Source organism: Paenibacillus glufosinatiresistens, from assembly GCF_031470375.1.
Classification (GTDB): domain Bacteria; phylum Bacillota; class Bacilli; order Paenibacillales; family Paenibacillaceae; genus Paenibacillus_AQ; species Paenibacillus_AQ glufosinatiresistens.
In genome coordinates this window covers 75,527-96,894 of record NZ_JAVFHT010000003.1, presented here as the reverse complement: position 1 = coordinate 96,894, position 21,368 = coordinate 75,527, and the positions used below count along the sequence as shown (strand labels likewise).

The 21,368-nt window shown below is 54.7% G+C and carries 25 protein-coding genes; all 25 read right to left on the bottom strand.

Going from position 1 to position 21,368, the window contains the following annotated elements; genetic code table 11:
- The 25 genes from RBI05_RS05415 to RBI05_RS05295 all read right to left on the bottom strand — a co-directional run bounded on the left by RBI05_RS05415 (position 1) and on the right by RBI05_RS05295 (position 21,361).
- Positions 1-306 carry a hypothetical protein gene (locus RBI05_RS05415; protein ID WP_310550352.1) on the bottom strand — a complete coding sequence of 102 codons (306 nt, stop codon included), beginning with the start codon at positions 304-306 and terminating at the stop codon, positions 1-3.
- A gap of 22 nt (positions 307-328) precedes the next feature.
- Positions 329-1,738 carry a DUF342 domain-containing protein gene (locus tag RBI05_RS05410; protein ID WP_310550351.1) on the bottom strand — a complete coding sequence of 470 codons (1,410 nt, stop codon included), beginning with the start codon at positions 1,736-1,738 and terminating at the stop codon, positions 329-331.
- A gap of 27 nt (positions 1,739-1,765) precedes the next feature.
- Complete coding sequence (locus RBI05_RS05405; RefSeq protein WP_150457247.1) at positions 1,766-2,554, bottom strand: FliA/WhiG family RNA polymerase sigma factor; 789 nt, start codon at positions 2,552-2,554, stop codon at positions 1,766-1,768.
- An 81-nt stretch (positions 2,555-2,635) separates the two neighbouring features.
- Positions 2,636-3,070 (bottom strand): hypothetical protein, encoded by a 435-nt coding sequence (locus RBI05_RS05400; RefSeq protein WP_150457246.1) that lies wholly within the window; start codon positions 3,068-3,070, stop codon positions 2,636-2,638.
- Between the two features lies 1 nt (position 3,071).
- On the bottom strand, positions 3,072-3,569 hold the full coding sequence (locus RBI05_RS05395; protein ID WP_150457245.1) for a chemotaxis protein CheD: 498 nt from the start codon (positions 3,567-3,569) through the stop codon (positions 3,072-3,074).
- Positions 3,562-4,155 carry a chemotaxis protein CheC gene (locus RBI05_RS05390; protein WP_408638310.1) on the bottom strand — a complete coding sequence of 198 codons (594 nt, stop codon included), beginning with the start codon at positions 4,153-4,155 and terminating at the stop codon, positions 3,562-3,564. The genes RBI05_RS05395 and RBI05_RS05390 overlap by 8 nt, the downstream gene beginning before the upstream one ends.
- A 36-nt stretch (positions 4,156-4,191) precedes the next feature.
- Positions 4,192-4,653, bottom strand: a complete 462-nt coding sequence (locus RBI05_RS05385) for a chemotaxis protein CheW (protein ID WP_150457243.1) — start codon at positions 4,651-4,653, stop codon at positions 4,192-4,194.
- Between the two features lie 27 nt (positions 4,654-4,680).
- Positions 4,681-6,768, bottom strand: a complete 2,088-nt coding sequence (locus RBI05_RS05380) for a chemotaxis protein CheA (RefSeq protein WP_310550350.1) — start codon at positions 6,766-6,768, stop codon at positions 4,681-4,683.
- Positions 6,769-6,801: 33 nt separating this feature from the next.
- A complete protein-coding gene (locus RBI05_RS05375; protein WP_310550349.1) occupies positions 6,802-8,235 on the bottom strand; it encodes a protein-glutamate methylesterase/protein-glutamine glutaminase in 1,434 nt (477 codons plus the stop codon).
- Positions 8,236-8,261: 26 nt separating this feature from the next.
- On the bottom strand, positions 8,262-9,152 hold the full coding sequence (locus RBI05_RS05370) for a MinD/ParA family protein (protein ID WP_310550497.1): 891 nt from the start codon (positions 9,150-9,152) through the stop codon (positions 8,262-8,264).
- Positions 9,149-10,495 carry a flagellar biosynthesis protein FlhF gene (gene flhF, locus RBI05_RS05365; protein ID WP_150457240.1) on the bottom strand — a complete coding sequence of 449 codons (1,347 nt, stop codon included), beginning with the start codon at positions 10,493-10,495 and terminating at the stop codon, positions 9,149-9,151. The genes RBI05_RS05370 and flhF overlap by 4 nt, the downstream gene beginning before the upstream one ends.
- Positions 10,492-12,525, bottom strand: a complete 2,034-nt coding sequence (gene flhA, locus RBI05_RS05360) for a flagellar biosynthesis protein FlhA (RefSeq protein ID WP_150457239.1) — start codon at positions 12,523-12,525, stop codon at positions 10,492-10,494. The genes flhF and flhA overlap by 4 nt, the downstream gene beginning before the upstream one ends.
- A gap of 18 nt (positions 12,526-12,543) precedes the next feature.
- The gene (flhB, locus tag RBI05_RS05355) at positions 12,544-13,632 is read right to left on the bottom strand and encodes a flagellar biosynthesis protein FlhB (RefSeq protein ID WP_150457238.1); all 1,089 of its coding nucleotides are present in this window, start codon (positions 13,630-13,632) and stop codon (positions 12,544-12,546) included.
- A 12-nt stretch (positions 13,633-13,644) separates the two neighbouring features.
- Complete coding sequence (gene fliR / locus RBI05_RS05350) at positions 13,645-14,439, bottom strand: flagellar biosynthetic protein FliR (protein WP_150457237.1); 795 nt, start codon at positions 14,437-14,439, stop codon at positions 13,645-13,647.
- A gap of 9 nt (positions 14,440-14,448) precedes the next feature.
- Complete coding sequence (gene fliQ, locus RBI05_RS05345; RefSeq protein WP_150457236.1) at positions 14,449-14,718, bottom strand: flagellar biosynthesis protein FliQ; 270 nt, start codon at positions 14,716-14,718, stop codon at positions 14,449-14,451.
- A gap of 19 nt (positions 14,719-14,737) precedes the next feature.
- Positions 14,738-15,505: a flagellar type III secretion system pore protein FliP gene (gene fliP, locus RBI05_RS05340; RefSeq protein WP_310550348.1), complete on the bottom strand. Its 768-nt coding sequence runs from the start codon at positions 15,503-15,505 to the stop codon at positions 14,738-14,740.
- Positions 15,502-16,029: a flagellar biosynthetic protein FliO gene (locus tag RBI05_RS05335; protein ID WP_310550347.1), complete on the bottom strand. Its 528-nt coding sequence runs from the start codon at positions 16,027-16,029 to the stop codon at positions 15,502-15,504. The genes fliP and RBI05_RS05335 overlap by 4 nt, the downstream gene beginning before the upstream one ends.
- 9 nt (positions 16,030-16,038) lie before the next feature.
- Positions 16,039-16,404 (bottom strand): response regulator, encoded by a 366-nt coding sequence (locus RBI05_RS05330; protein WP_019910416.1) that lies wholly within the window; start codon positions 16,402-16,404, stop codon positions 16,039-16,041.
- A gap of 26 nt (positions 16,405-16,430) precedes the next feature.
- The gene (gene fliY, locus RBI05_RS05325) at positions 16,431-17,750 is read right to left on the bottom strand and encodes a flagellar motor switch phosphatase FliY (RefSeq protein WP_310550346.1); all 1,320 of its coding nucleotides are present in this window, start codon (positions 17,748-17,750) and stop codon (positions 16,431-16,433) included.
- Positions 17,740-18,738 carry a flagellar motor switch protein FliM gene (fliM, locus tag RBI05_RS05320; protein WP_150457232.1) on the bottom strand — a complete coding sequence of 333 codons (999 nt, stop codon included), beginning with the start codon at positions 18,736-18,738 and terminating at the stop codon, positions 17,740-17,742. The genes fliY and fliM overlap by 11 nt, the downstream gene beginning before the upstream one ends.
- A 40-nt stretch (positions 18,739-18,778) precedes the next feature.
- Positions 18,779-19,249, bottom strand: a complete 471-nt coding sequence (locus RBI05_RS05315; RefSeq protein WP_150457231.1) for a flagellar basal body-associated FliL family protein — start codon at positions 19,247-19,249, stop codon at positions 18,779-18,781.
- A complete protein-coding gene (locus RBI05_RS05310) occupies positions 19,246-19,470 on the bottom strand; it encodes a flagellar FlbD family protein (protein ID WP_150457230.1) in 225 nt (74 codons plus the stop codon). Before RBI05_RS05310 ends, RBI05_RS05315 begins: the two co-directional genes overlap by 4 nt.
- 108 nt (positions 19,471-19,578) lie before the next feature.
- Complete coding sequence (gene flgG / locus RBI05_RS05305) at positions 19,579-20,394, bottom strand: flagellar basal body rod protein FlgG (RefSeq protein WP_310550345.1); 816 nt, start codon at positions 20,392-20,394, stop codon at positions 19,579-19,581.
- Positions 20,395-20,507: 113 nt separating this feature from the next.
- Positions 20,508-20,891, bottom strand: a complete 384-nt coding sequence (locus tag RBI05_RS05300) for a TIGR02530 family flagellar biosynthesis protein (RefSeq protein WP_150457228.1) — start codon at positions 20,889-20,891, stop codon at positions 20,508-20,510.
- The gene (locus RBI05_RS05295) at positions 20,888-21,361 is read right to left on the bottom strand and encodes a flagellar hook capping FlgD N-terminal domain-containing protein (RefSeq protein ID WP_310550344.1); all 474 of its coding nucleotides are present in this window, start codon (positions 21,359-21,361) and stop codon (positions 20,888-20,890) included. The genes RBI05_RS05300 and RBI05_RS05295 overlap by 4 nt, the downstream gene beginning before the upstream one ends.
- Between the last annotated feature and the right edge of the window lie 7 nt (positions 21,362-21,368).

Here is a 21,368-nt window from a genome sequence, read left to right as displayed (position 1 = left end):
TCACAAGCTCAAGTCAATGCGTTTGCCCTTGAAAGGATGCTCAGCTTGTTTATCCTCCGTCTCCCGGCGACCGCTCTCGCCGGAGCCGTGGTTGGAACGTCCTCTTCTTCCGTCATCCCGAATCGCGGATTCCGCCGTCTCCTCCACTTCGGCGCTCCGCTGGGCCTCTTCTCTCGAATGCTTGACGTTCATCGCTGCCAGCATCTGCTGATCCTGAACGGGACGATGAAGCGCCTCCTGGTGAAGCTTGGCGGCTTCCGTAACCCGGGGGACGGCGATTTGCAGCTCTACCGGCTTGAAACTCATGGCCGCACCTGCTTCCTGGATTTTAGATATTGGGCGAGAAGGTAATATCCCCGTCGGAATACCGGAAGCTTACCCGCTCGGCGGGATCTTTGATAAACCGCGTATACCGTCCGATCACAATTTTGGCGCCTCCGTAGATGGTGCGTATCACTTCCACCCGGGCGCGGTCCGTATCTTCCAGCATTCGCTCGATTTCCAGAATCCGCTCTCTGACCCGGTTCTCTTCCCGCTGCTGCGATTGCTTGGTGGCGTTCAGTTTCACACGCATCGCCATCTTGTCGGGCGACAGCGTTCCCGCCATGGCCAGCTGGTTCAGAAGGTAGAGAGCTTTATGGGTCTTGTCCGCATTCTCAAGCAGCAGGCGAAGCTCATGGCGAAGCTCATTAATCTCGTTCCGAAGCTCCGGCAGGACACCGACTTCAATCGAAGTGGCCGTTGACATGGTGTTGCCGATTGTTCGGGCAACGACTCTCTCCCCGGCTTGACTTACCCCGCCTACAATGAGTCCTTTCGGTCCGTTGCACAGAATATCCCGGCCCGCACGCACGTTGGAGTGCATGATGCTCTGCGAGACGATCACATCCTGGGCGGCCGTCACATTGCCGTCTTGGATAAAGGAGACCTTCACATTCTGTCCGGCTGACACAAGCCCTTTGTTATAACCGATGATTCCGCCGGTAATTTCAATGGAGCCTGCCGCCGTCAGTTCGGCACCTTCTACGCCGCCGATAACGCGGATATCGCCGGCCGATTTGACCGAGAATCCGGTCAGAACATTGCCGCGAATGACTACGGTTCCAACAAAATCGATGTTCCCCGTGCTGTAATCGACGTCTCCCTTGACTTCATAGACCGGGAAGACATTGATTTTTCCCTTATCCGTCGTGGACACCAGGCCGTCTATTGCCGCATACATGGAACTGCCGTCCGCACTGATCAGGACATTCTTGCCGACACGGAACGGGGCGTTCTTGCCCGGCTTGGCCGGAACCTCTTCCCCGAGTACGTTCAACCCGGGCACGCCCGGGTCCGGCGGGTATTGTTCGGCAATCAGCTGGCCCTTCCGGACATTGCTTAAGCGGACAATTTCTTTATAGTCCACCTGCCCGTTCTCCATTTCCATCGGACGGCGGCTCTCTTCTTCCTCCAGTTGAACAGAAAGTACCACACGCCCGTCTTCTCCATTCTGCGGAGGTGTTCCCAGGGCGATAGGTACTTTGCTGAAGAAGAACTCGTCCGGATGGCCGGCAAAGCGATCCACCGTCTCCTGCTGGATGCCGTGCCGGATGCCATGGTCCTTCAAAAAATCATAAACATCCTCCGCCGGACAGGCGAAGTCTTCCTCACGCTTGATAAATTCCAGATAGGCAACGCTCTTGTCATCCGCAATGCTGACCTTTAAGTACTGATGCAAAGCGTACTGGCCAATCATTGTATCCCCTCCCACTGCCATGAATGGCTAATCATTCTGCATCAGAAGATCACGGTTCTTCTCCAGAGTACCGCGCAGCCTCAGAATCGCTTTGGAATGCAACTGTGAGATTCGTGATGGCGACAGCGACATGACTTCGGCGATTTCGCTTAACGAAAGATCTTCGTAATATAAAAGGGACACGACGGTCCGTTCTTTCACGGTGAGCTTTTCGATGCCTTTGGCCAACGTTTCTTTCAGATAGAACTCATTGACTTTACGGTCAGGGTTCTTGGCTTTGTCGTCCACCAGAATGGACATTCGGGTCTCGGATTCCTCATCGCGGATGGGATCCTCCAATGAACAGAGCGACATGACAGAGACGTCCTGCAGCATTGTCTGGAATTCCTGTTCGCTGATGCTCAGGTATTCACTCATTTCCTCGTCGGTAACGGAGCGCAGATACTTCTGCTCCAGATGCTGGTAGGCGTCCTCGATTTTCTTTGCCTTTTCTCTTACCGAGCGGGGCACCCAGTCTCCTTGGCGCAATGAATCCAGAATAGCTCCCCGTACTCTCCAGGAAGCGTAGGTCTGAAATTGCAGGCCCCGTTTATAATCAAATTTCTCAATGGCATCGATCAGACCCATCACGCCATTGCTTGCCAAGTCATCCTTTGAGACATTCTTGGGCAGACCAACGGCTAAACGGCTCGAGACATAGTCTACGATGTGGAGGTATAGCTCAATGAGCTTTTTTTTGGCCTCCGGATTTCCTTGCTCTTTCCATTGTTCCCAGAGGTCCTGGTGGTCCAAATGAGAAGCATTATGCTCGTTCAACAGCTTTCACCCTTCCCAAAGTGTAGTCAGCAGGCCCGCGTGAACCAATGGATCATCCCCGCGATCACGCTAAAGCGCTGCTTATTCTTCCTTCAGGTGACGGACGGCCTTGGCCAATTCTTCAGGATTCTGCGTTGAGACCAATTTCGGAGGCCGCAAAGGCTGAAAACTGCTCTCCGATTTCTCGGACCGGGCCGCTCCCGATGAGGATTCAGGCTCCGGTCTCAGCAGATTCATAAGCTCCTCGTCTTCATCCGGGGTCGTCAAGTCCAATTGGGACCCTCTGTTCTCCGGTTCGCCGTAGATTTCGGTCTCTGTGTTTTCCTGCTTAGGGGATAATCCGCCAATAAAACCCAGTACCCATCTTATCCCGAAAGCAAGCAGAAACCAGACAATAAATCCGAAAAATCCGCGAATCAGGCTCGTCACCAGCAAATTGTTCCCTAAAGCGATCAGGAAGGTTACCACAAAACCAACCAGGCCAAGCAGCACGTTCAGTAAAATGGTCCCAATCATATTATAATTCCTTGACGCCTTTCTGCACACTGCGAATATATAAAATGCCGGTGCTGCAAGCAATTTCGATGGTTCGTCCCGTGCTGCCGCCCGTATCTTCGGCGATGAGAGGGATCTCGAGCCGCTCCAGCGCTTCTTTGCAGGCTTCGACATTCCGCGGTCCGATCCGCATCGTATCGTTCCCTCCAGCGAATGCAAACATTTGGGAACCCCCCGCCATCTTGGCCACAAGACGGGACCGCATGGCCCCAAGCTCCAGCAGCTTGCGCAGAAGCTCGGGTACGGCTGTGTCCGCAAATTTGGCGATATTCAGTTGTCCTTCACGGGCGATATCGGAAGAAGGCAGCATGACGTGAGCCATGCCCGCCAGCTTTTTTACGGGATCATACAGCGTTACACCGACACAGGAGCCGAGTCCTGTGGTCCGGATTAAATGGTATGGTCCGCCGACATTCAAGTCGGCCATTCCAACTTTAATCAGACTTTGTTCTTCAATCATTATCGAATGGTACTCCCAGAGCCGCAAAAATTTTAGGGAAGGACTCCGGATCAGGAATCAGAAAGAACTGACCTTCGATCTCGTCCTGGCCTTCCAAGAAGGTGGTATCGATCAGCAGCGCGTCATCGCCCATCTGGCCGAACTGAAGAAGTCCATAGCCCAGAATGGCGCCTGCCATATCCATTGCAAGTGCGGGTACGGTCGGATACATCGTCAGCGAAGTGAAGTCAGCCAGCGAGGACAGGTAGGAGCCTGCCAGTATATTGCCGATCTCGTTCAAAGCGGACAATTCCATTTCGCTCAGCGTTTCCTCCTCACTGGCTTCCATACCGGCCACACGTCCAAGCAGATTCTTTGCAGCCTCCGGTGTAAGAATAAAGAACAGATTGCCCGGCGCGTCGCCTTCCACCCGCAGAAACACCGCATAGACAAGATTCTCGGCTCCGCCGACTTTATCGGTAATTTCGTCAAAAGTGAGCATTTGGACTTTGGGCACCGCCATATCAATCGGTTTGTTCAGCAGCCGCGACAGCGCGGTTGCCGCGTTCCCGGCGCCAATATTGCCGACTTCCTTAAGGACGTCCATCTTAAAGTCTTTGGAATGTTTGAACAGTTCCACAGGCTAGCCCTCAAGACTTTCCAACTGCACGATTTCGCTCTTGTTCAGCACCTCGGACAGATTAAGCATAATCAGAAGGCGATCCTCTCCGATCTTCGCCACGCCGTCCAGATATTTGGCCTTGATGCCCCCGACCACTTCCGGCGGCGTATCAATCGCGTTCCGGTTGAGATCAATGACATCATTGGCGGAGTCGACGATGAAGCCGACTTCCATCTCATCGACCGCGACGATAATGACGCGGGTCTGTTCGGTATACTCGCCTTCCGGAAGACCGAAGCGGCCGCGCAGATCGATAACAGGAATAACCACGCCGCGGAGATTGATGACTCCTTTAATGAAAGCGTACGTTTTGGGCACGCGCGTAATCGGCATCATCCGCTCAATCGTCTGTACCTTATCGACTTCGATTCCATACTCCTCGGTACCCAGTTTAAAGACAATTACTTTAATGTCTTCAGCCATGTGAAGAACCTCCCTGGTTCAAGTCAATTATTTGATAAAAGCGTTCGGATCGAGAATCAGCGCTACTTGGCCGTCGCCCAGAATCGTAGCTCCGGAGATTCCCTGCACTTCAGGCAGATATTTGCCCAGGTTCTTGATGACAATCTCGCTCTGTCCGATAAAATCCTGCACAGCAAGGGCCGCCATACGGTCGCCTTTGCGAATGACCACGATCTCGGTTTCTTCCTCATCCTTCTCGCTGTAATCCGGCACCTCAAACAGCGCGCTCAGCGACAGCAGCGGAATATGGGAACCGCGGAACTCCATCATTTTGGTGCCGTGCACCGTGCGGATCTGAGACGCCTTGAGAATGCTCGTCTCTACGATGGAAGACAGCGGGATCGCGTACTTCTCCGACCCGAGGCGAATCAGCATGGCTGCGATGATCGACAGGGTAAGCGGGAGCTGCACCGAGAAGTTGGTTCCTTTGCCCAGCGTCGAATAGATGGTAACGTTCCCGCCAAGCGAGGTGATCTTCGCCTTGACGACGTCCAGGCCGACGCCCCGGCCGGAGATGTCCGAGATAACCTCGGCTGTACTGAATCCGGCGGCAAAAAGAAGCTGATGGGCTTCGCTGTCGCTCATCTTCTCGGCTTGTTCCGGGGTGACGATGCCTTTCTTGATCGCCGAATTGAGCACCTTGTCGCGCGATATGCCCGCACCGTCATCCTGAATCTCGATGAACACATGGTTCCCGCTGTGGAAAGCGCGGAGATTGACCGTTCCGGTCTCCGATTTCCCCTTGGCTACGCGGTCGGCAACAGATTCTATGCCATGGTCGATCGCGTTGCGCAGAAGGTGAACGAGCGGGTCGCCGATCTCGTCGACTACCGTCCGGTCCAGCTCCGTCTCGGCCCCCGTGACCACCAGATCAATCTTCTTGTCCAGCGATTTGGCCAAATCGCGGACCATACGCGGGAACCGGTTGAACACCGTGTCTACCGGTACCATGCGGAGCTTCATCACAATATTTTGCAGGTCGCTGCTGACCCTGCTCATATGTTCCACCGTTTCAGTCAGCTCGTTCTTCTGGACTTCCGAAGCAATCTGCTCCAGGCGAACACGGTCGATCAGCAGCTCGCTGAGCAGATTCATCAGCACGTCCAGCCGGTCGATATCGACCCGGATCGTCCGGGAAGGCGAAGGCGCTGCGCTGCGTGCCGGCGCTTTGGCGCCCTGCTCCTTCGGCGGAGCTGACGGAGCTGACGGCGCCGAAGCTGACGGCTGTTCTGCTGCGGCAGGAGCCGCAGCAGGCTGCGCGCTTGGCGCCGGCGCCTCGGCGGCAGCGGCAACCGCTGCCTGTCCCATCTGAGCCAGCGATTCCTGATCCAGCTTAACCGCAGTCACATTCTCAATCTCGGAGATTCCGAGCACCAGTCCCTGCATTTCTTCGGCGCTCTTCTGCGTGATGTAGTAGAGGGAGAAGCCGCGGTCGAACTTCTCTTGCTCAATGTCCTGGACAGACGGATAGGACTTGACGACTTCGCCGTATCTCTCCAGAAGCTCGAATACCATATAGGCTCTTACCGCTTTCAGCTGGCAGTCGTCGCGGATCTTGACCTCGATGAAGAGAACCTGATGACCTTCCTGAATCGACTGTGAAAGTACCGAGAACTGGAATTCGTCCAAGAGCGCCGGCGTTTCGGCGGCAGCCGGTTTGGCCGCCGGAGCGGTGGACTCGGAACCTCCCGGTTTCTCTCCGCGGACAATGGCCTGAAGGGAAGATACGATGCTTGCGACATCGGCCTTGCCCTGACCGCCGGCCATGATGTCCTTGACCATAGATTCTAAGGCGTCCAGACTTTTGAACAAGGTGTCAAATATATAATCCTGCATCTTGAGCTTGTCGTTGCGGACCAAATCCAGCACGTTCTCCATTTGGTGCGTGAGCGACGCAAGATCTTCAAATCCCATTGTCGCGGCCATGCCCTTCAAGGTATGCGCGGAGCGAAAAATAACCTGGACGATGCTGATGTCTTCCGGATTGGCCTCCAGGCTCATCATATTTTCATTGAGTGATTGCAGATGGTCATTCGACTCATCAATAAACATGGATAAATATTGATTCATGTCCATTGTGAGCACCTCCCCTTCGAGTTCGCTTTTCCGTTATCTAACGACCTGAACCAGTTTTGGAGCTATTTCCTGCAGCGGCAAGACATGGGTGACGCATTGCAGCTCGACGGCGGAACGAGGCATGCCATAGACCACACAGGTCTCTTCATTCTCTGCAAAAGTAGAAGTTACGCCCGCGTCGTAGAGCGCCTTCATCATCTTGGCGCCGTCGCTTCCCATGCCCGTCATGATGACCGCGTGTCGTTCGAGTTGTTCGAGCGGAAGCAGCGATTCAAACAAAGTATCCACGGAGGGCCGATGTCCGTTCCGGGCCTCTTCCCTGGTTAGCTGAATGGCGTATTGTCCGCCTCCCATCTCCACCACCTTCATGTGATATCCGCCAGGCGCCACATAGGCGGTTCCGTTCTTCAGCACCATTCCGTGCTCGGCTTCCATCACTTCCAGTGGACTGAAGGAGTTCAGACGCTGAGCCAGAGATTTGGTGAAGCTGGGCGGCATATGCTGCACGATAACAATCGGCGCCGGAAAGTCGCCGGGAATGTTCTCCAGCAGCGTCTTCAAGGCCCTTGGTCCGCCCGTAGAAGTGCCGACCGCCACCAGCTTGCGCAGGCCTTTGGTTCCGGGCTCCGGCGCGGCTGCCGGCTTGGACGGTGGCACAGACGCCATCCCCGGCCGAACGGCCCTGGCCGCAGCGTCGGCCGGACGCTCCAGGGCGGCCGGCCTGGACGCCTCGCGGCGCAGCAGCGGCTTCGCCGGAGCCTCCTTGGCGGGCGGCCGAACGCCGCCCTTGCGCGGAGCCTCGCCGGCAGCGGGGCCCGCCGGGCCTGGGGCCGCCGGCTTCTCTCTGCCGGGCCGCGGGAGCTCCCGGGCCGGCGGAGCCGTGCGCGGCAGGGCCGAAGCCGGCCTGGAATCCGGCTTCGGCGGCGAAGCCGCGGGCCGGAACGGCTCCGTTGGCCGGCCGCCGGCCGGCTCAGGCGGACTTGGCGGTACGCCGGGAACCGATGAGGCCGGCGGAGCGGCAGACGCCTGGGCCGCCGCCTCGGCAGAGCGGGCTTCTCTCCGTTCGCGGGCCTGCATCGCCGCATTCATCTGTTCGCGCAGAGATTCGCCGACTGCCATAATATCCTGCGAGTTGGAGATCGAAGGCTTCCGGATAAAGTCGAAAGCCCCTCCCTCCAGAGCAAGGATCGTCTCCCGCATGCCCTGTTCGTTGATGCCGGAGAGCATAATAACGGGCAGCGGATGGGTCTCCATAATCTGTTTCAGAGCTTCCAGACCGTTGAGCTCGGGCATCTCGACGTCCATGGTCACCAGGTCAGGTTTGATTTCCTTGACCTTATCCAACGCTTCTCGCCCGTTCGTGGCCGTTGCCGCCACTTTGAACCGGGGGTCGCTCTCGATCAGATCTGAAATGATCTTCCGCATGAATGCCGAATCGTCTACAACCAAAACGTTATAGGGCTTCATCTCATTTCCACCTTTGTTCTCGGATTTCAGAACATTTTTGTATTCCGTCTTAGCCATTTGCCGATAAAACCTTTGATCCCCTGCGGTCTGCTTGCCGTCATGCTCGGGCCAGCCGTCAGATATTTCTGGGTTAATCGGTGAACGTCTTTTGCGGCAGTGCTGCTGGGAAATGCCATAGAGAAAGGGACCTGTTTCTTGACAGCCTGTACCACGTGGCTGTCGCTGCTGATATAACCCAGGAAAGGCAGTTCCAGCTCCAGAAATCGCTGGGCTGCCATACGGATTTTGTCACTGGTTGCGAAGGCTTCCTTCTCGTCAGAAGCTTGGTTGACAATCAATTGAAAGGATATATCAGGATAACTGCTGTGAACGACCTTCATTAACGCGTAGGCATCCGTTATAGCCGTGGGCTCCGGAGTGGTGACGACCAGGCAGTCGTCCGCCGAGACGATAAATTTCAGCGTCTCTTTGGAGAGGCCGGCCCCGGTATCGAAGAGAATGTAGTCCATGCTGTCGGCAATCGAAGCGATCTGGGAAGTGAAATAAGCCAAATCTTCATCCGAGAGCGCAAACAATTCCTGCATGCCGGAACCGCCTGCAATAAACGGCAGCCGATCCGGTCCGTACTGAATAATATCTGCAATTGCCGCCTCGCGGTTCAGCAGATGATACAGGTTGTACTTGGAGGAGACTCCCATCAGCACATCAATGTTAGCCATTCCGATATCTGCATCAAAGAGCAGAACCCGTTTGCCCATAGACTTCAGCTTAAGCGCGAAATTCAACGAGAAGTTGGACTTCCCCACTCCGCCTTTGCCGCTGCATACGGTGATAATGCGGGCTGAGCCCCATTCGGAGCCCTCTTCCCGTCTCTGGTCGGCAACCAGTCTGCGAAGCGATTGCGCTTGGTCCATCAGTGCCCTCCCGCTCCAAGCAGCAGACCGGACAGCAGAGCTTCGGAACACATCAGCAGATCGTCCGGAACATTCTGCCCGTTCGTCATATAGGACAGAGTCAAAGGATAGTCTTCCAGAAGATTAAAGAGAGAGCCATAGCTTCCGGTCTCATCCATCTTCGTGAAGATGACCTTGTCCAGCTGATACTTGCTGAAGTGCTCCGTGATCTGTTTCATGTCTCTGCTCTTCGATGTCAGGCTAAGCACCAGATAAGTCTCGCTCTTAAGGCTTGGAGCCAGCATGCTCTGAAGCTCGGCGACCAGCATTTCATTACGAAAGTTCCGCCCTGCTGTATCCATGAGAATCAAGTCGCAAGCTTCCAGACGGGACAGCGCGCGCTGCATGTCGCCCGGTGACTGCACTACCTCAAGCGGAACATTCAGGATGGAAGCATACGTCCTCAGCTGTTCCACCGCTGAAATCCTGTAAGTGTCGGAAGTGATCATTCCGACCTTCCGGCCATGCCGGAACAGTTGATCGGCCGCCAGCTTGGCGATCGTCGTCGTTTTGCCCACTCCGGTAGGACCTGCAATGTACAGCACCTTGGTGGAAGCCGGGATGCCTCCGCCGACTCTGCCGTCGAGAAACTCTCTAATGCACCGGTCAAAAGCCGCTTCAAAATCAGGCCGTTCCCAAGCTTGCCCTTCGGTCTTCCAGCTTATCATGACTTCCTCGCTCCAGCGGTCGATCAGACGGGCATCCAGTTCCTGTTCCATCAACCGGCTTCGCAAGCGTTCCAGCTCTTCCGGAAATTCCGGTGCCCCGGGCGACTGTCTGGCGATGCGTTCCATCCAGTGCTTCATCTCTCTGACTTCGCGCAGCAGCGCGGTATCATCTGGCCCGGCTGACTTCGGTTCCGTAAGCGTATTATCGGTATTTGTGTCGACATTGTGGAGAGCGGGTTCGCGAATTGCGTCGGTATCCGGCGCCTGTTCAGCGGGCGAATTCGTCTCCGCCGTCAGAGCGGCCACCATTTCGGCAAAACTCTTGGGCGGCTCCTGCTGTTCGGCGGAAGCCACCGCTACCGCAGAAGCGCCTGCGCCGGCAGCGGCCTGGCGATATGCCTGCGAGGCGAATCCCTTGGGGACGGGGGTTAGTCCTCTCGGTGAAGCAGAGGCTGCCCGGGGCGGAGCTTCATTCTCCACGGCGGCCACGACTTCAATCCTCTTCTTGCGGAACATTCCCAGGATGCCCCCCGTACGAATCTCCTTGGTGCTCAGGATGACCGCATCGCTGCCGAGTTCGCTGCGAATGGAATGCATGGCGTCCGGCATCGTATCGACCACGTAACGCTTTACTCTCATAAGTTCACCACTCCGACGCTTTGAATTTCAATATTCGGCTCCAGTTCGCTGTAGGAGAGAACCGGAATGTCCTGCATGGTTCTGTCAATCACCTGCCGCAGATACATGCGGATCGCCGGAGATGTCAGAACAATGGGCTGCTGGCCCGATTGCAGCAGACGGTTGATCTGCTCCATCAGCCGCTGGTAGACGGTCTGGGTAGATACCGGGTCCAGCGCCAGATAGCTGCCCTGTTCCGTCTGTTGAACACTGTCGGCTATCTTCTTTTCCAGGGACGGACCGACGGTGATTACCCGCAGCGTCTCTCCTTGTCTGGAGTATTGCTGCGTAATCTGTCTCGACAGAGCCTGCCGCACATATTCGGTCAGCACATCCGGGTCCTTCGTATAGGTGCCATAGTCTGCCAAGGTTTCGAATATCGTAATGAGATCCCGGATAGAGATCTTCTCCCGCAACAGCTTGGCAAGCACCTTCTGCACATCGCCGACCGACAACACCGACGGGATCAGCTCGTCGACCAGCACCGGGTAATTCTCCCGAAGATTGTCGACCAGCTGCTTCGTCTCCTGACGGCCCAGCAGTTCATGACCGTGGCGCTTGATCAGCTCAGTCAGATGGGTAGCCACCACAGAAGGCGGATCCACTACCGTATAACCGGCGAGTTCGGCCCGTTCTTTGACCGATTCGTCGATCCAGAGCGCCGGCAATCCGAACGATGGTTCTATGGTCTCAATGCCGTTGATGGATTCGTCGTCATACCCGGGACTCATGGCGAGATAGTGATTAAGTAATAATTCACCGCCGCCCACCTGGTTTCCTTTTATTTTAATGACGTATTCATTCGGTTTAAGCTGAATATTGTCGCGAATGCGAATCACAGGGACGACCAGGCCCATCTCAAGCGCACATTGGCGTCGAATCATGATGATCCGGTCCAAAAGATCCCCTCCCTGCTGTGTATCCGCAAGCGGAATGAGACCATAACCGAACTCGAACTCGATCGGATCGACCGTAAGCAGACTGATAACGCTCTCCGGGCTTCTTACCTCCTCGATCTGCTTCTCTTCGACCAACTGCTCTTCCGCAATCTGTCTGCGGCTGAGGTTCGTGTTCATGCGGTAGGCCGCATACGCCATCAGCCCTGCCAGAGGAAGTGTGGTGATCATATGAATGGGCGTGAACAGACCCAGGAAGGCTATGGTCACAGCCACGATGTACAACAGCTTGGGATAGGCCAGCAGCTGACCTGTAAGGTCTTCCGCCAGATTGCCTTCCGACGAAGCCCGTGTAACGATCAGCCCCGAAGCCGTCGATATGAGCAGCGCCGGAATCTGGCTGACCAGACCGTCGCCGATCGTCAGAATGGAGTAGTTGGACATCGCGTCCTGGAATGACATTCCGTGAACCGCTATCCCGATTACAAAGCCTCCGATGAGGTTGATAAGCAGGATAATGATGCTCGCAATGGCATCCCCCTTGACGAATTTACTGGCACCGTCCATGGCGCCGTAGAAGTCCGCTTCGCGCTCAACCTTCTGCCGTCGCTCGCGTGCCTGCTGCTCATTGATCATGCCGGCATTGAGATCGGCGTCGATACTCATCTGCTTGCCCGGCATCGCATCGAGGGTGAAGCGGGCTCCGACTTCCGCCACGCGCTCCGAACCCTTCGTAATCACGATGAACTGGACGACCACGAGAATCAGGAAGACGATAAAACCGATGGCAATCTGTCCGCCGGCTACCCAGCTTCCGAACGTCCGGACTACTTCCCCGGCGTCACCGTAAGTCAGGATCAGCTTGGTGGTCGAAATGTTAAGCGTCAATCTAAATAAGGTAGTGATGAGCAGCAAAGAGGGGAAAATGGAAAACTCAAGCGCCTCTTTAGAGTTCATCGCTACCAGAAGAATGGTGAGCGCAATGGAAATATTGATGACGAGCAGGATATCCAGAAGCCAGGCGGGGATCGGAATAATCATCATCAGTACGATGCCGATGATACCCAGCAGCACCGTTAAATCTTTTGCTTTCAATGCCTTGACCTCCCCGCTTTATCTGGTTCTTCCTTTGAGCTTGTATACATAAGCCAATACTTCGGCAACGGCTTGGAACAGATCGGCCGGCACGGAATCTCCTATCTCCGCCCGCTGAAACAAAGCGCGTGCCAGCGGCTTGTTCTCCATCGTCGTTACACCGTTCTGTCTGGCGATCTCCCGGATTCGAAGCGCGATATAATCCTGCCCCTTGGCGATGACCTGCGGCGCATCCATAGAAGAACCCTCGTATTTCAGCGCGACGGCAAAATGAGTCGGGTTCGTGATAATGACATCCGCCTTCGGGACTTCCTGCATCATCCGCTGCATCGCCATCCGGCGCTGCCGCTCCCGAATCTTCCCTTTGATGAGCGGATCGCCTTCCATATTCTTGTACTCGTCTTTGATGTCTTGCTTGGACATGCGAAGACTCTTCTCATGCTCATAACGCTGATACATGAAATCCAGAGCGGCCAGCACGAGCAGCGCGGCGCCGATCCGAATGCCCAGATTAATCGTAATGCCGGAGGCGAAGCGAAACGTCTGTTCGGCGCTGAAATGGGCCAGATCCGCCAGTTCGTCCTTCCTTCCCCACAGAACACTGAAGACGAGATAGCCGATCACGCCCAGCTTGAGAAGGGATTTGAAGAGCTCCACCAAAGCCCGCATAGAGAAGATGTTTTTGAAGCCGCTGATCGGATTCAGCTTGCCGAGCTTCGGCGTAAGTCCGGTGCCGTTGAACATGAAGCCTACCTGAGCAATGCCTGTAATAAAGGCCAAGATAAAGGTAAGCAGCAGCATGGGAGCAAGAAGAAGCAGAATCTGCACGGCGTAGTGGCTCAGCATCCCCATCACATTGTTCGGAGTGACTTCCATGGTCAGCCGGTTCACGAATACATCCATGAACAGTTTCATGAACCGTTCCTTGATGTAACCGCCGAACATGACCAGACTAAGCACTCCCGCCAGAAGCACAATCGCACTGCCCAGCTCCGCGCTTCGCGCTACCTGGCCTTTTCTTCGAGCGTCCCCCCGTTTTTTCGGTGTCGCCTTTTCGGTTTTTTCTCCTCCGAACAACTGGAGGTCCAGCCGATAACGGTAAGACATACACGCTTCCTCCTAAGGAGCGGGCGATTGGTTGCCCAGCACGCTCAGCAAATTGCGCATGGATTCAAACAGAATGCCGAACAGGCTCTGAAACAGGGCAGCCAGCGTCGGCATCAGAATCACCAACAGAAGGAGGCCAATGATGATCTTCAGCGGCACTCCGATAACAAAGACATTATATTGCGGCGCTGTACGGGCCAGAAAGGCAAGCCCGATATCCGTCAGGAACAAGGCCGTCACGATCGGAGCCGACATCTGAAAAGCCAGCATAAACGCCTGGCCTACCGACTGAATGACAAACCCCGACAGACTGCCGTTGGTAATCGGCGTATACAGATCCGCCTGAAGCGGAACCCAGCGGTAGCTGCTTATGATGGCGTCCAGCAGATAATGATGACCGTTCATGCTCAGAAACAGCAGAAGGGCTATCATATATTTGAAATTCCCAAGCAGAGGCGCAGAGGACCCTGTCATGGGATCAATCACGTTCGCGATGCTGAAACCAATCTGCAAATCCAGAAAGGAGCCGGCAATTTGGATGGCCATGAGCATGAGATAAGCCAGATAGCCCAGCAATAGACCTACAAGCACTTCCTGAAGGATCAGCAGGACGATAGTGAGATCGCCTGCGACCTTTACGCTCGTTCCCTGTGAACTGAAGACGACCAGCGATACGAAGAAGGCCATTCCGATCTTGAAGACATTCGGCACGTTTCGGGAAGAGAACACCGGCGCCGCCACAAAAAATGAGGTGATTCGACAAAAGATTAGCAGAAAGACCGGCCAGCTCTGCAATACGCTCTCCATAGACATGCCTTACCCGATATACATATGAAGATTGCCGAGAATCTGGGAAGTAAAATCCGCAAGCTTGGTAATAATCCATTGGCCAAAAAGAAGCAGCGCCAACAGCACGGCGACAATTTTGGGCACAAAAGCCAGCGTCTGCTCCTGAATCTGTGTCGTCGCCTGAAATACACTGACGATCAGGCCCACAATCAGCCCCAGAGCCAGCATGGGAGCGCTGACCTCCAGCACGAGGTATACGGCCTGGCCGGCCAGACCGATGATAAACTCCGTACTCATCTAGCGTCTCCTCCTTTATCTAAGGGCTGAAGCTCAACAGCAGCGATTTGATAACCAGATACCACCCGTCTACAAGAACGAACAGCATGATTTTGAACGGAAGCGAAATCATGACCGGCGGGAGCATCATCATCCCCATCGCCATGAGCGTACTCGCTACGACCACGTCAATAATGAGAAAAGGAATAAAGATCATGAATCCCATTTGAAAAGCGGTCTTCATCTCACTCATGGCATAGGCCGGCACCATCACGGTCAGCGGGATATCCTGATACGTAGCCGGTTTCTTGTCGCCGGTGTACCCGTTGTATTTCATGAAGAGCAGCAGATCTTTCTCATGGGTATACTTGTACATAAACGCCTTCATCGGCACCGCCGCCCGGTCCAATGCCTGAGACTGTGTGATCTGCCCCTTCATGTAGGGCTGAAGCGCATTCTGGTTCACAGTGGACAAGGTCGGCGTCATAATAAACAGTGTCAAAAAAAGAGCGAGCCCTACCAGCACCTGATTGGGCGGCATCTGCTGGGTACCGAGCGAAGTCCGGACGAAGCCGAGTACGACCACGATGCGTGTAAAGCTCGTCATCAGCATTACAAAAGCGGGCGCCACGCTCAGGACAGTGATCAGCAGGAGAATGGAAATTGAACTGGTACCCGAGCCGCCCTGCCCGTCTCCGCCGCCGACTTGAATATCGATATCCGGAATCGGATCGGCGAACACATGGTGAAAGCGAAGCAGGCTGAGGGCGCCAATCATCAGCAGGGACAACAGCAGTTTCTTCTTCATGGTTCCTCCCGGCGGTTGCCGGCCGATTCCTCGCGCAGCAGTTCCTCAATTCTTTCTTTGCGTTCCGGCGAAGGCTGCAGCTTCGATTGCAGCACCTCATAGAAAGAAGAAGTTTCGTTCAGATCAATTTCCTGAGACGGAACTTCTCCACGAAACTTGCTTTTGAGTCCGGCAACCAGCGCACGGATGCCGCTTCCGTTCCCGGCACTCTGATCTTCAAAGGCAGACAAAACCAGCGCCACTTCCATGGGATCGCTGATTTTGTCCACCAGGGTCACATCGTCCCCTACCCCGATCAGGTACAGCTTGTTGCCGATCTCGACAATCTGCAGCGACTTGTTGGGGCCCAGCCCGGTGGCGCCGATGGTCCGGATAGAGCGTGCGCTCATCAACATCTGATTGCGGCGGCCCAGGAAACGAATCACCAGAACAATCAGAACCAGAATGACTCCGAGAACAAGAATCACATTGATTACATTCCAGATGAGGTTCCCTGAGCCGAACGATTCGGTTTGAAGGGGCATGGCGCGGCCTTAGACGCCCAGCGTCTTATTGATCGCTTCGATAACACGATCGGCCTGGAACGGTTTGACGATAAAATCCTTGGCGCCCGCTTGAATAGCGTCGATAACCATCGCCTGCTGCCCCATGGCGGAGCACATGATAACCTTGGCATTGGCATCGACCTTCTTAATTTCCTTAAGCGCGGCGATTCCGTCCATCTCCGGCATGGTGATATCCATGGTAATGAGATCAGGGCGGAGTTCCTTGAATTTCTCGATCGCCTGCGAGCCGTCCTGGGCTTCTCCTACGACTTCAAAGCCGTTCTTGGATAAAATATCACGGATCATCATTCTCATAAATGCAGCGTCGTCTACGATCAGAATTCGGTTAGCCATCTTAAAAAGTCCTCCCTAAATGTGTGCTATTGTAATTTTTGCATGCGGTCCCATTGACTCACGATATCGGTAACACGAACGCCGAAGTTCTCGTCGATAACCACGACTTCCCCTTTGGCGATCAGCTTGTTATTGACCAGAATATCCACCGGCTCGCCCGCAAGCTTGTCCAGCTCAATAATGGAGCCTTGCGACATCTCCAGAATATCTTTGATCTGTTTTTGGGTCCTACCTAATTCTACGGTCACACGCAACGGTATGTCCATCAGTAAGTTCAGATTATTTTCGTCCATCCCGCCAAAAGCACTGCCGCCCAGATTGGCGAACTGGACCGGCTGAACATTCACATTGCGACTGGCCGCCGGATTCGCCTGCGGCTGCGCCTGAGCCTGCGGCGGATACGGCTGCCCTTGGGGCGGCATCCCGTACCCGGGCATGCCGTACGGCGGCATTCCGTAGCCCGGCATTCCGTATGGCGGCATCCCCTGCGGCGGATAGTAATAGCCTTCCGGCGGCATGCCCGGATAAGGCTGTCCTTCGGAAGCGGCGGGGGCCTGCGGCTGGGCTGGAGGTGTCTGCGGCTGCGGAGCCGCTGCGGCCGGCTCCGGCTGGGCTGCCGGCTTGGCCGGCGCCTCTGCGGCCGGTGCCGCTTCCTCTGCCGATTGATCTCCGATCAGCATATTGACCATGCTCTTCGCAAAGTGAACCGGCAGAAGCTGCATAATCGTGGAATCGATCAGATCGCCGATCTTCAGCCGGAACGAGATGCGGATCAGCGTTTCGTCTTCCGGAAGATTATCCACGCCTTCGCCGCTGGTCATATTCAGAATATCAATGCCCGGAGGCGAGATATTGACGAATCGATTGAAGATGGTAGACATCGACGTCGCAGAGGAGCCCATCATCTGGTTCATGGCTTCTTGCACGGCGCTGATATGAATTTCATTCAATTCTTCATCCTTGGGATTGCCCTCTCCGCCGAGCATGAGATCGGCGATCACCTGGGCGTCCCGAATCTTGATGACGAGCGAATTGATCCCCTGAAAGCCATCCACATATTGAACGTGAACGGCAACATGCGGTTTCGGGAAGGTGGCTTCAAATTCGCTGCGGGTAATAATCGAAACCTGCGGCGTTGTGATGTCGACTTTTTTGCCGAGCAGCGTAGATAATGCCGTAGCTGCACTGCCAAAGGTAATATTGCCGATCTCGCCCAGGGCATCCTGCTCAAAAGGGGTCAGGAAGTCATCGACGGTCGGCTCGGCCGGAGCACTGCTCTCGGCTTCTGCGGATTGTCTCAAAAGAGCGTCGATCTCTTCCTGGGATAAATAGTCTTTACTCGTCAAGCTCTTCAACTCCTTCATTGACAATCTCGTCAATCTGAACGGCTACCCGGTCCTTGACCATACCCGGACTGCCGATGAACTTCAGCTTGTCGCCCACTCGAATCGACAATCCGGTATCCACCGTGCGGTTCAGAGAAATAACATCCCCGACCGACAGGCCCAGAAACTCGGAAATGGACAGGTTGGACTCGCCCAGTTCGGCGACAATCGGCAGTTTAGCCTTGTTCACACTTGACTTGATCGCTTCCAGTTCGCCTTCGTTCCGGGATTTCTTCTCCGACACGAACCATTGATGTACAGAAAGCCTGGACATCACCGGTTCGAGCACGACGTGCGGGATACAGAGATTGATCATACCTGTCGTATCCCCGATCTTCGTGCTAAGCGAGATCAGCGCTATGGTCTCATTGGGAGAGACAATCTGCATGAACTGAGGATTGGTCTCCAACGCCTCCATCCGAGGCTCGATGTCCAGAACCGTCTTCCACGCTTCCTGAAGACTCTCGAAGCATCTGCTGAAGATTCGTTCCATAATGGTCGTCTCGATTTCGGTCAGCGCCGTTATCTTGGACGGGGCGGTTCCGACGCCCCCGAGCAGCCGGTCCAGCATCGCATAGGCGATGTTGGGATGAACCTCCATAACCATCCTGCCCTCCAGAGGCTCGGCCTCAAAGATGTTCAGGATGGTCATTTTCGGGATGGAACGGATGAATTCATCATAAGGAAGCTGCTCGACCTGAACCACATTAATCTGAACGAAGGTGCGCAGCTGCGCCGAGAAATAGGTGGTCAAATAACGGGCAAAGTTGTCGTGAATCCGGGTCAAGCTGCGAATATGGTCCTTCGAGAAGCGAACGGCCCGTTTGAAGTCATAGGCTCGAATTTTGCGCTGGGTCTCTTCCTTCTTAAGCTCATCGGCATTCATTTCGCCTGAAGAAAGAGCTGCCAGCAAGGCGTCGATTTCATTTTGCGATAGTACGTCAACCATTCATTCACCCCCGAGTAAGCAAGCTGCAGCGAACCCGCAATCAGATTTGCGTCATTACAAAATTGGTGATATCAATCTGAGTCAATTTCCCTTCAGGCAGCGCTTTATTGATCTGATTGACCAGTTTGCTGCAGAGCTGATCCTTGCCGGCCGAGCCATTCAGCGCTTCCGGCTTCTCATCCGCCAAGGTCTTGATCAGAATAGGCTTGATCTTAAGCTCCTTGATCTTCTCGAAGTCTTCTTTGGCTGCTTTGGAATCCAGTTGGAAAGCAAAATTTATGAGAACGATATAGTCGGGATCAGCAAGGTTAGTCTTGATTTCAGTAATTTCAGAAGTCATTTCTACAATTTCATCGGCGGTCAATTTCTTGGTTTCAACCTGCTTGACGGCAGTGTCTACCGCATTCGCCGTAGTGTCCGAGAACATTTTACCGTAAAGCAGAAAAGCGGCCACTACGATCAAGGTTATCCCCAGCAAAATCGTAATGAGCCACGGCAGCATCTTTTTCATGAAAGCTCCTCCAAGGATTGGACTTTAATTGTGGCTGAATGAGCGCCGATGGATTGGTTGTATGCCTGAATCCGGGCAATAACCTCCTCGGCCTTTTCGAGTACGATCAATCTCTTGCCCGTCACCAGGGTCACATAGGTATCGGGACTTTCTTCAACCGTTTCGACCAGAAGGGCGTTGAGCCACATGGAAGAACCGTTCAACCGGGTTACTGCAATCATTCCAAGACCCTCCAGTCTTTAAAAAGAGGGGAAGGCTTTCGCTTTCCCCGATCATACCGGACAAACGCTATCATTATACCTTATTCGACATTAAACCGTCAGCAGAAATTAACGTTTCAGATTCACCACTTCTTGAAGCACTTCATCGGAAGTCGTAATGATCCGGGAATTCGCCTGGAAGCCGCGCTGGGCCACAATCATTTCCGTGAATTCGCTGGTCAAGTCGACGTTCGACATTTCCAGCTGACCGGCTACGATCGATCCGGTTCCCGCTTCTGTATTATTGGCCGTAGTCGGCTCAAGGGCGCCTTCCGCATTGGCATTGAGAGTCATCCGGTACAGGCTGCCCCCGATCTTCTCGAGACCCTGCGGGTTGCTGACTTTGCCTACGCCGATCTGTACTCCGGGCTGGGTCGTTCCGTCCGCCATGGTCTGCACAATCGTTCCATCGTTGGCAATGGTAAAGGACGTCACATCTTCGCCCAAAGTAATGGCTGCTCCTGTGGAATCCAGAACCCGAAGTCCGTCTGAGGTAACCAGATTGCGCCCTGCATCAACATGGAAGTCACCGGCGCGGGTCAGAAAAGGCGTAGCCTGATCGTCGGACAGTTTGACCAGGAAGAAGCCGTCGCCGTCGATCCGCAGATCGGTCGGATTGTTCGTCGTCTGCGCGCTGCCTGCCAGATGCATCGTATCCACCGAACCGACACTGACGCCAAGACCGATCTGCTTGGCATTCACGCCGCCGCTTGTATCGCCGGGCGCCGTTACGCCGGAGACGGTCTGGCTCATAATATCCTTGAACATGACGCGGCTTGATTTGAAGCCCGTCGTATTGACATTGGCGATATTGTTGCCGATAACGTCAAGTTTGGTCTGGAAGCCTTTCATACCGGAAACACCGGAATACATGGATCTTAACATGGATAATGTCCTCCTGGAACCGGAGCTTTCTGCTCCTGCAAATTGGGGTTGAATGCGGCCGCGTCAGTCGGTCGGCAGCCGCTCGGCTCTCCGTTAGGACCAAGCCGTTACGATCAGGAAATAATAACTGCGCTGTCAATCTGGGTAAAAACATTGTTCTTCATCGAGCTTCCGTCCATTGCGGTTACCACCGTCCGGTTCTCGACACTTACGATGAGCGCCATGTCTTTCATTAGAATCAGGGATTCCTTGCTTCCCTTGGCCGCCGCCTTGTCCACGGCAGAAGAGATCTGGTCCAATTGCCCTGTGCCAAGCTGAATGCCCCGCTGTTCCAGGCGCTTGGCCGCATGTGTGCTGAACTTCAGCATATTGCGCTGCAGCACATTCTCGAACGATTCCTGTCCGGCCGCCGCAGACGGGGCCGCCTTGCTGCGATTCAACGCGGAAGGATGGATCTTGCCCGGATATAACTGCCCGACGGTCATCTTGTCATTCATGATGCCGTCCCTTCCGGCGTGCTGCCGTTCGCCGCCTCAGAGTGGTTGCGGATGCCGGTGACGGCATTCAATGCGATTTTATCCTTGCCGACCATCGCATAATGGGTACCGCCGCTCACAAGAATGGAGTCGACGACCCCGGATTGACCGGTCTGAGTGACATTGTCTACCCAGCTGATTTCCTTGCCGATCAGGCTGGATGCCGAACCGAGCGACTGGCTTAGGGCATCGACCTTCTCCCCAATGTTCATTAGCTGCTCGACCGAACTGAATTGAGCCATCTGGGCGATAAATTCCTTGTCCTGCATCGGCTGCATCGGGTCCTGATTGGACAGCTGGGTAACCAGAATCTTCAGGAACTGGTCCTTGCCGAGCTCCGAGCTTCCGGTCGTCTTGCCCGGAGTCGCCGTGTTGCCAACCGCGTAGTTGGGCCACATATTCGTAGTCGATATTAAATCTGAGCTTGCCATTTTCTCT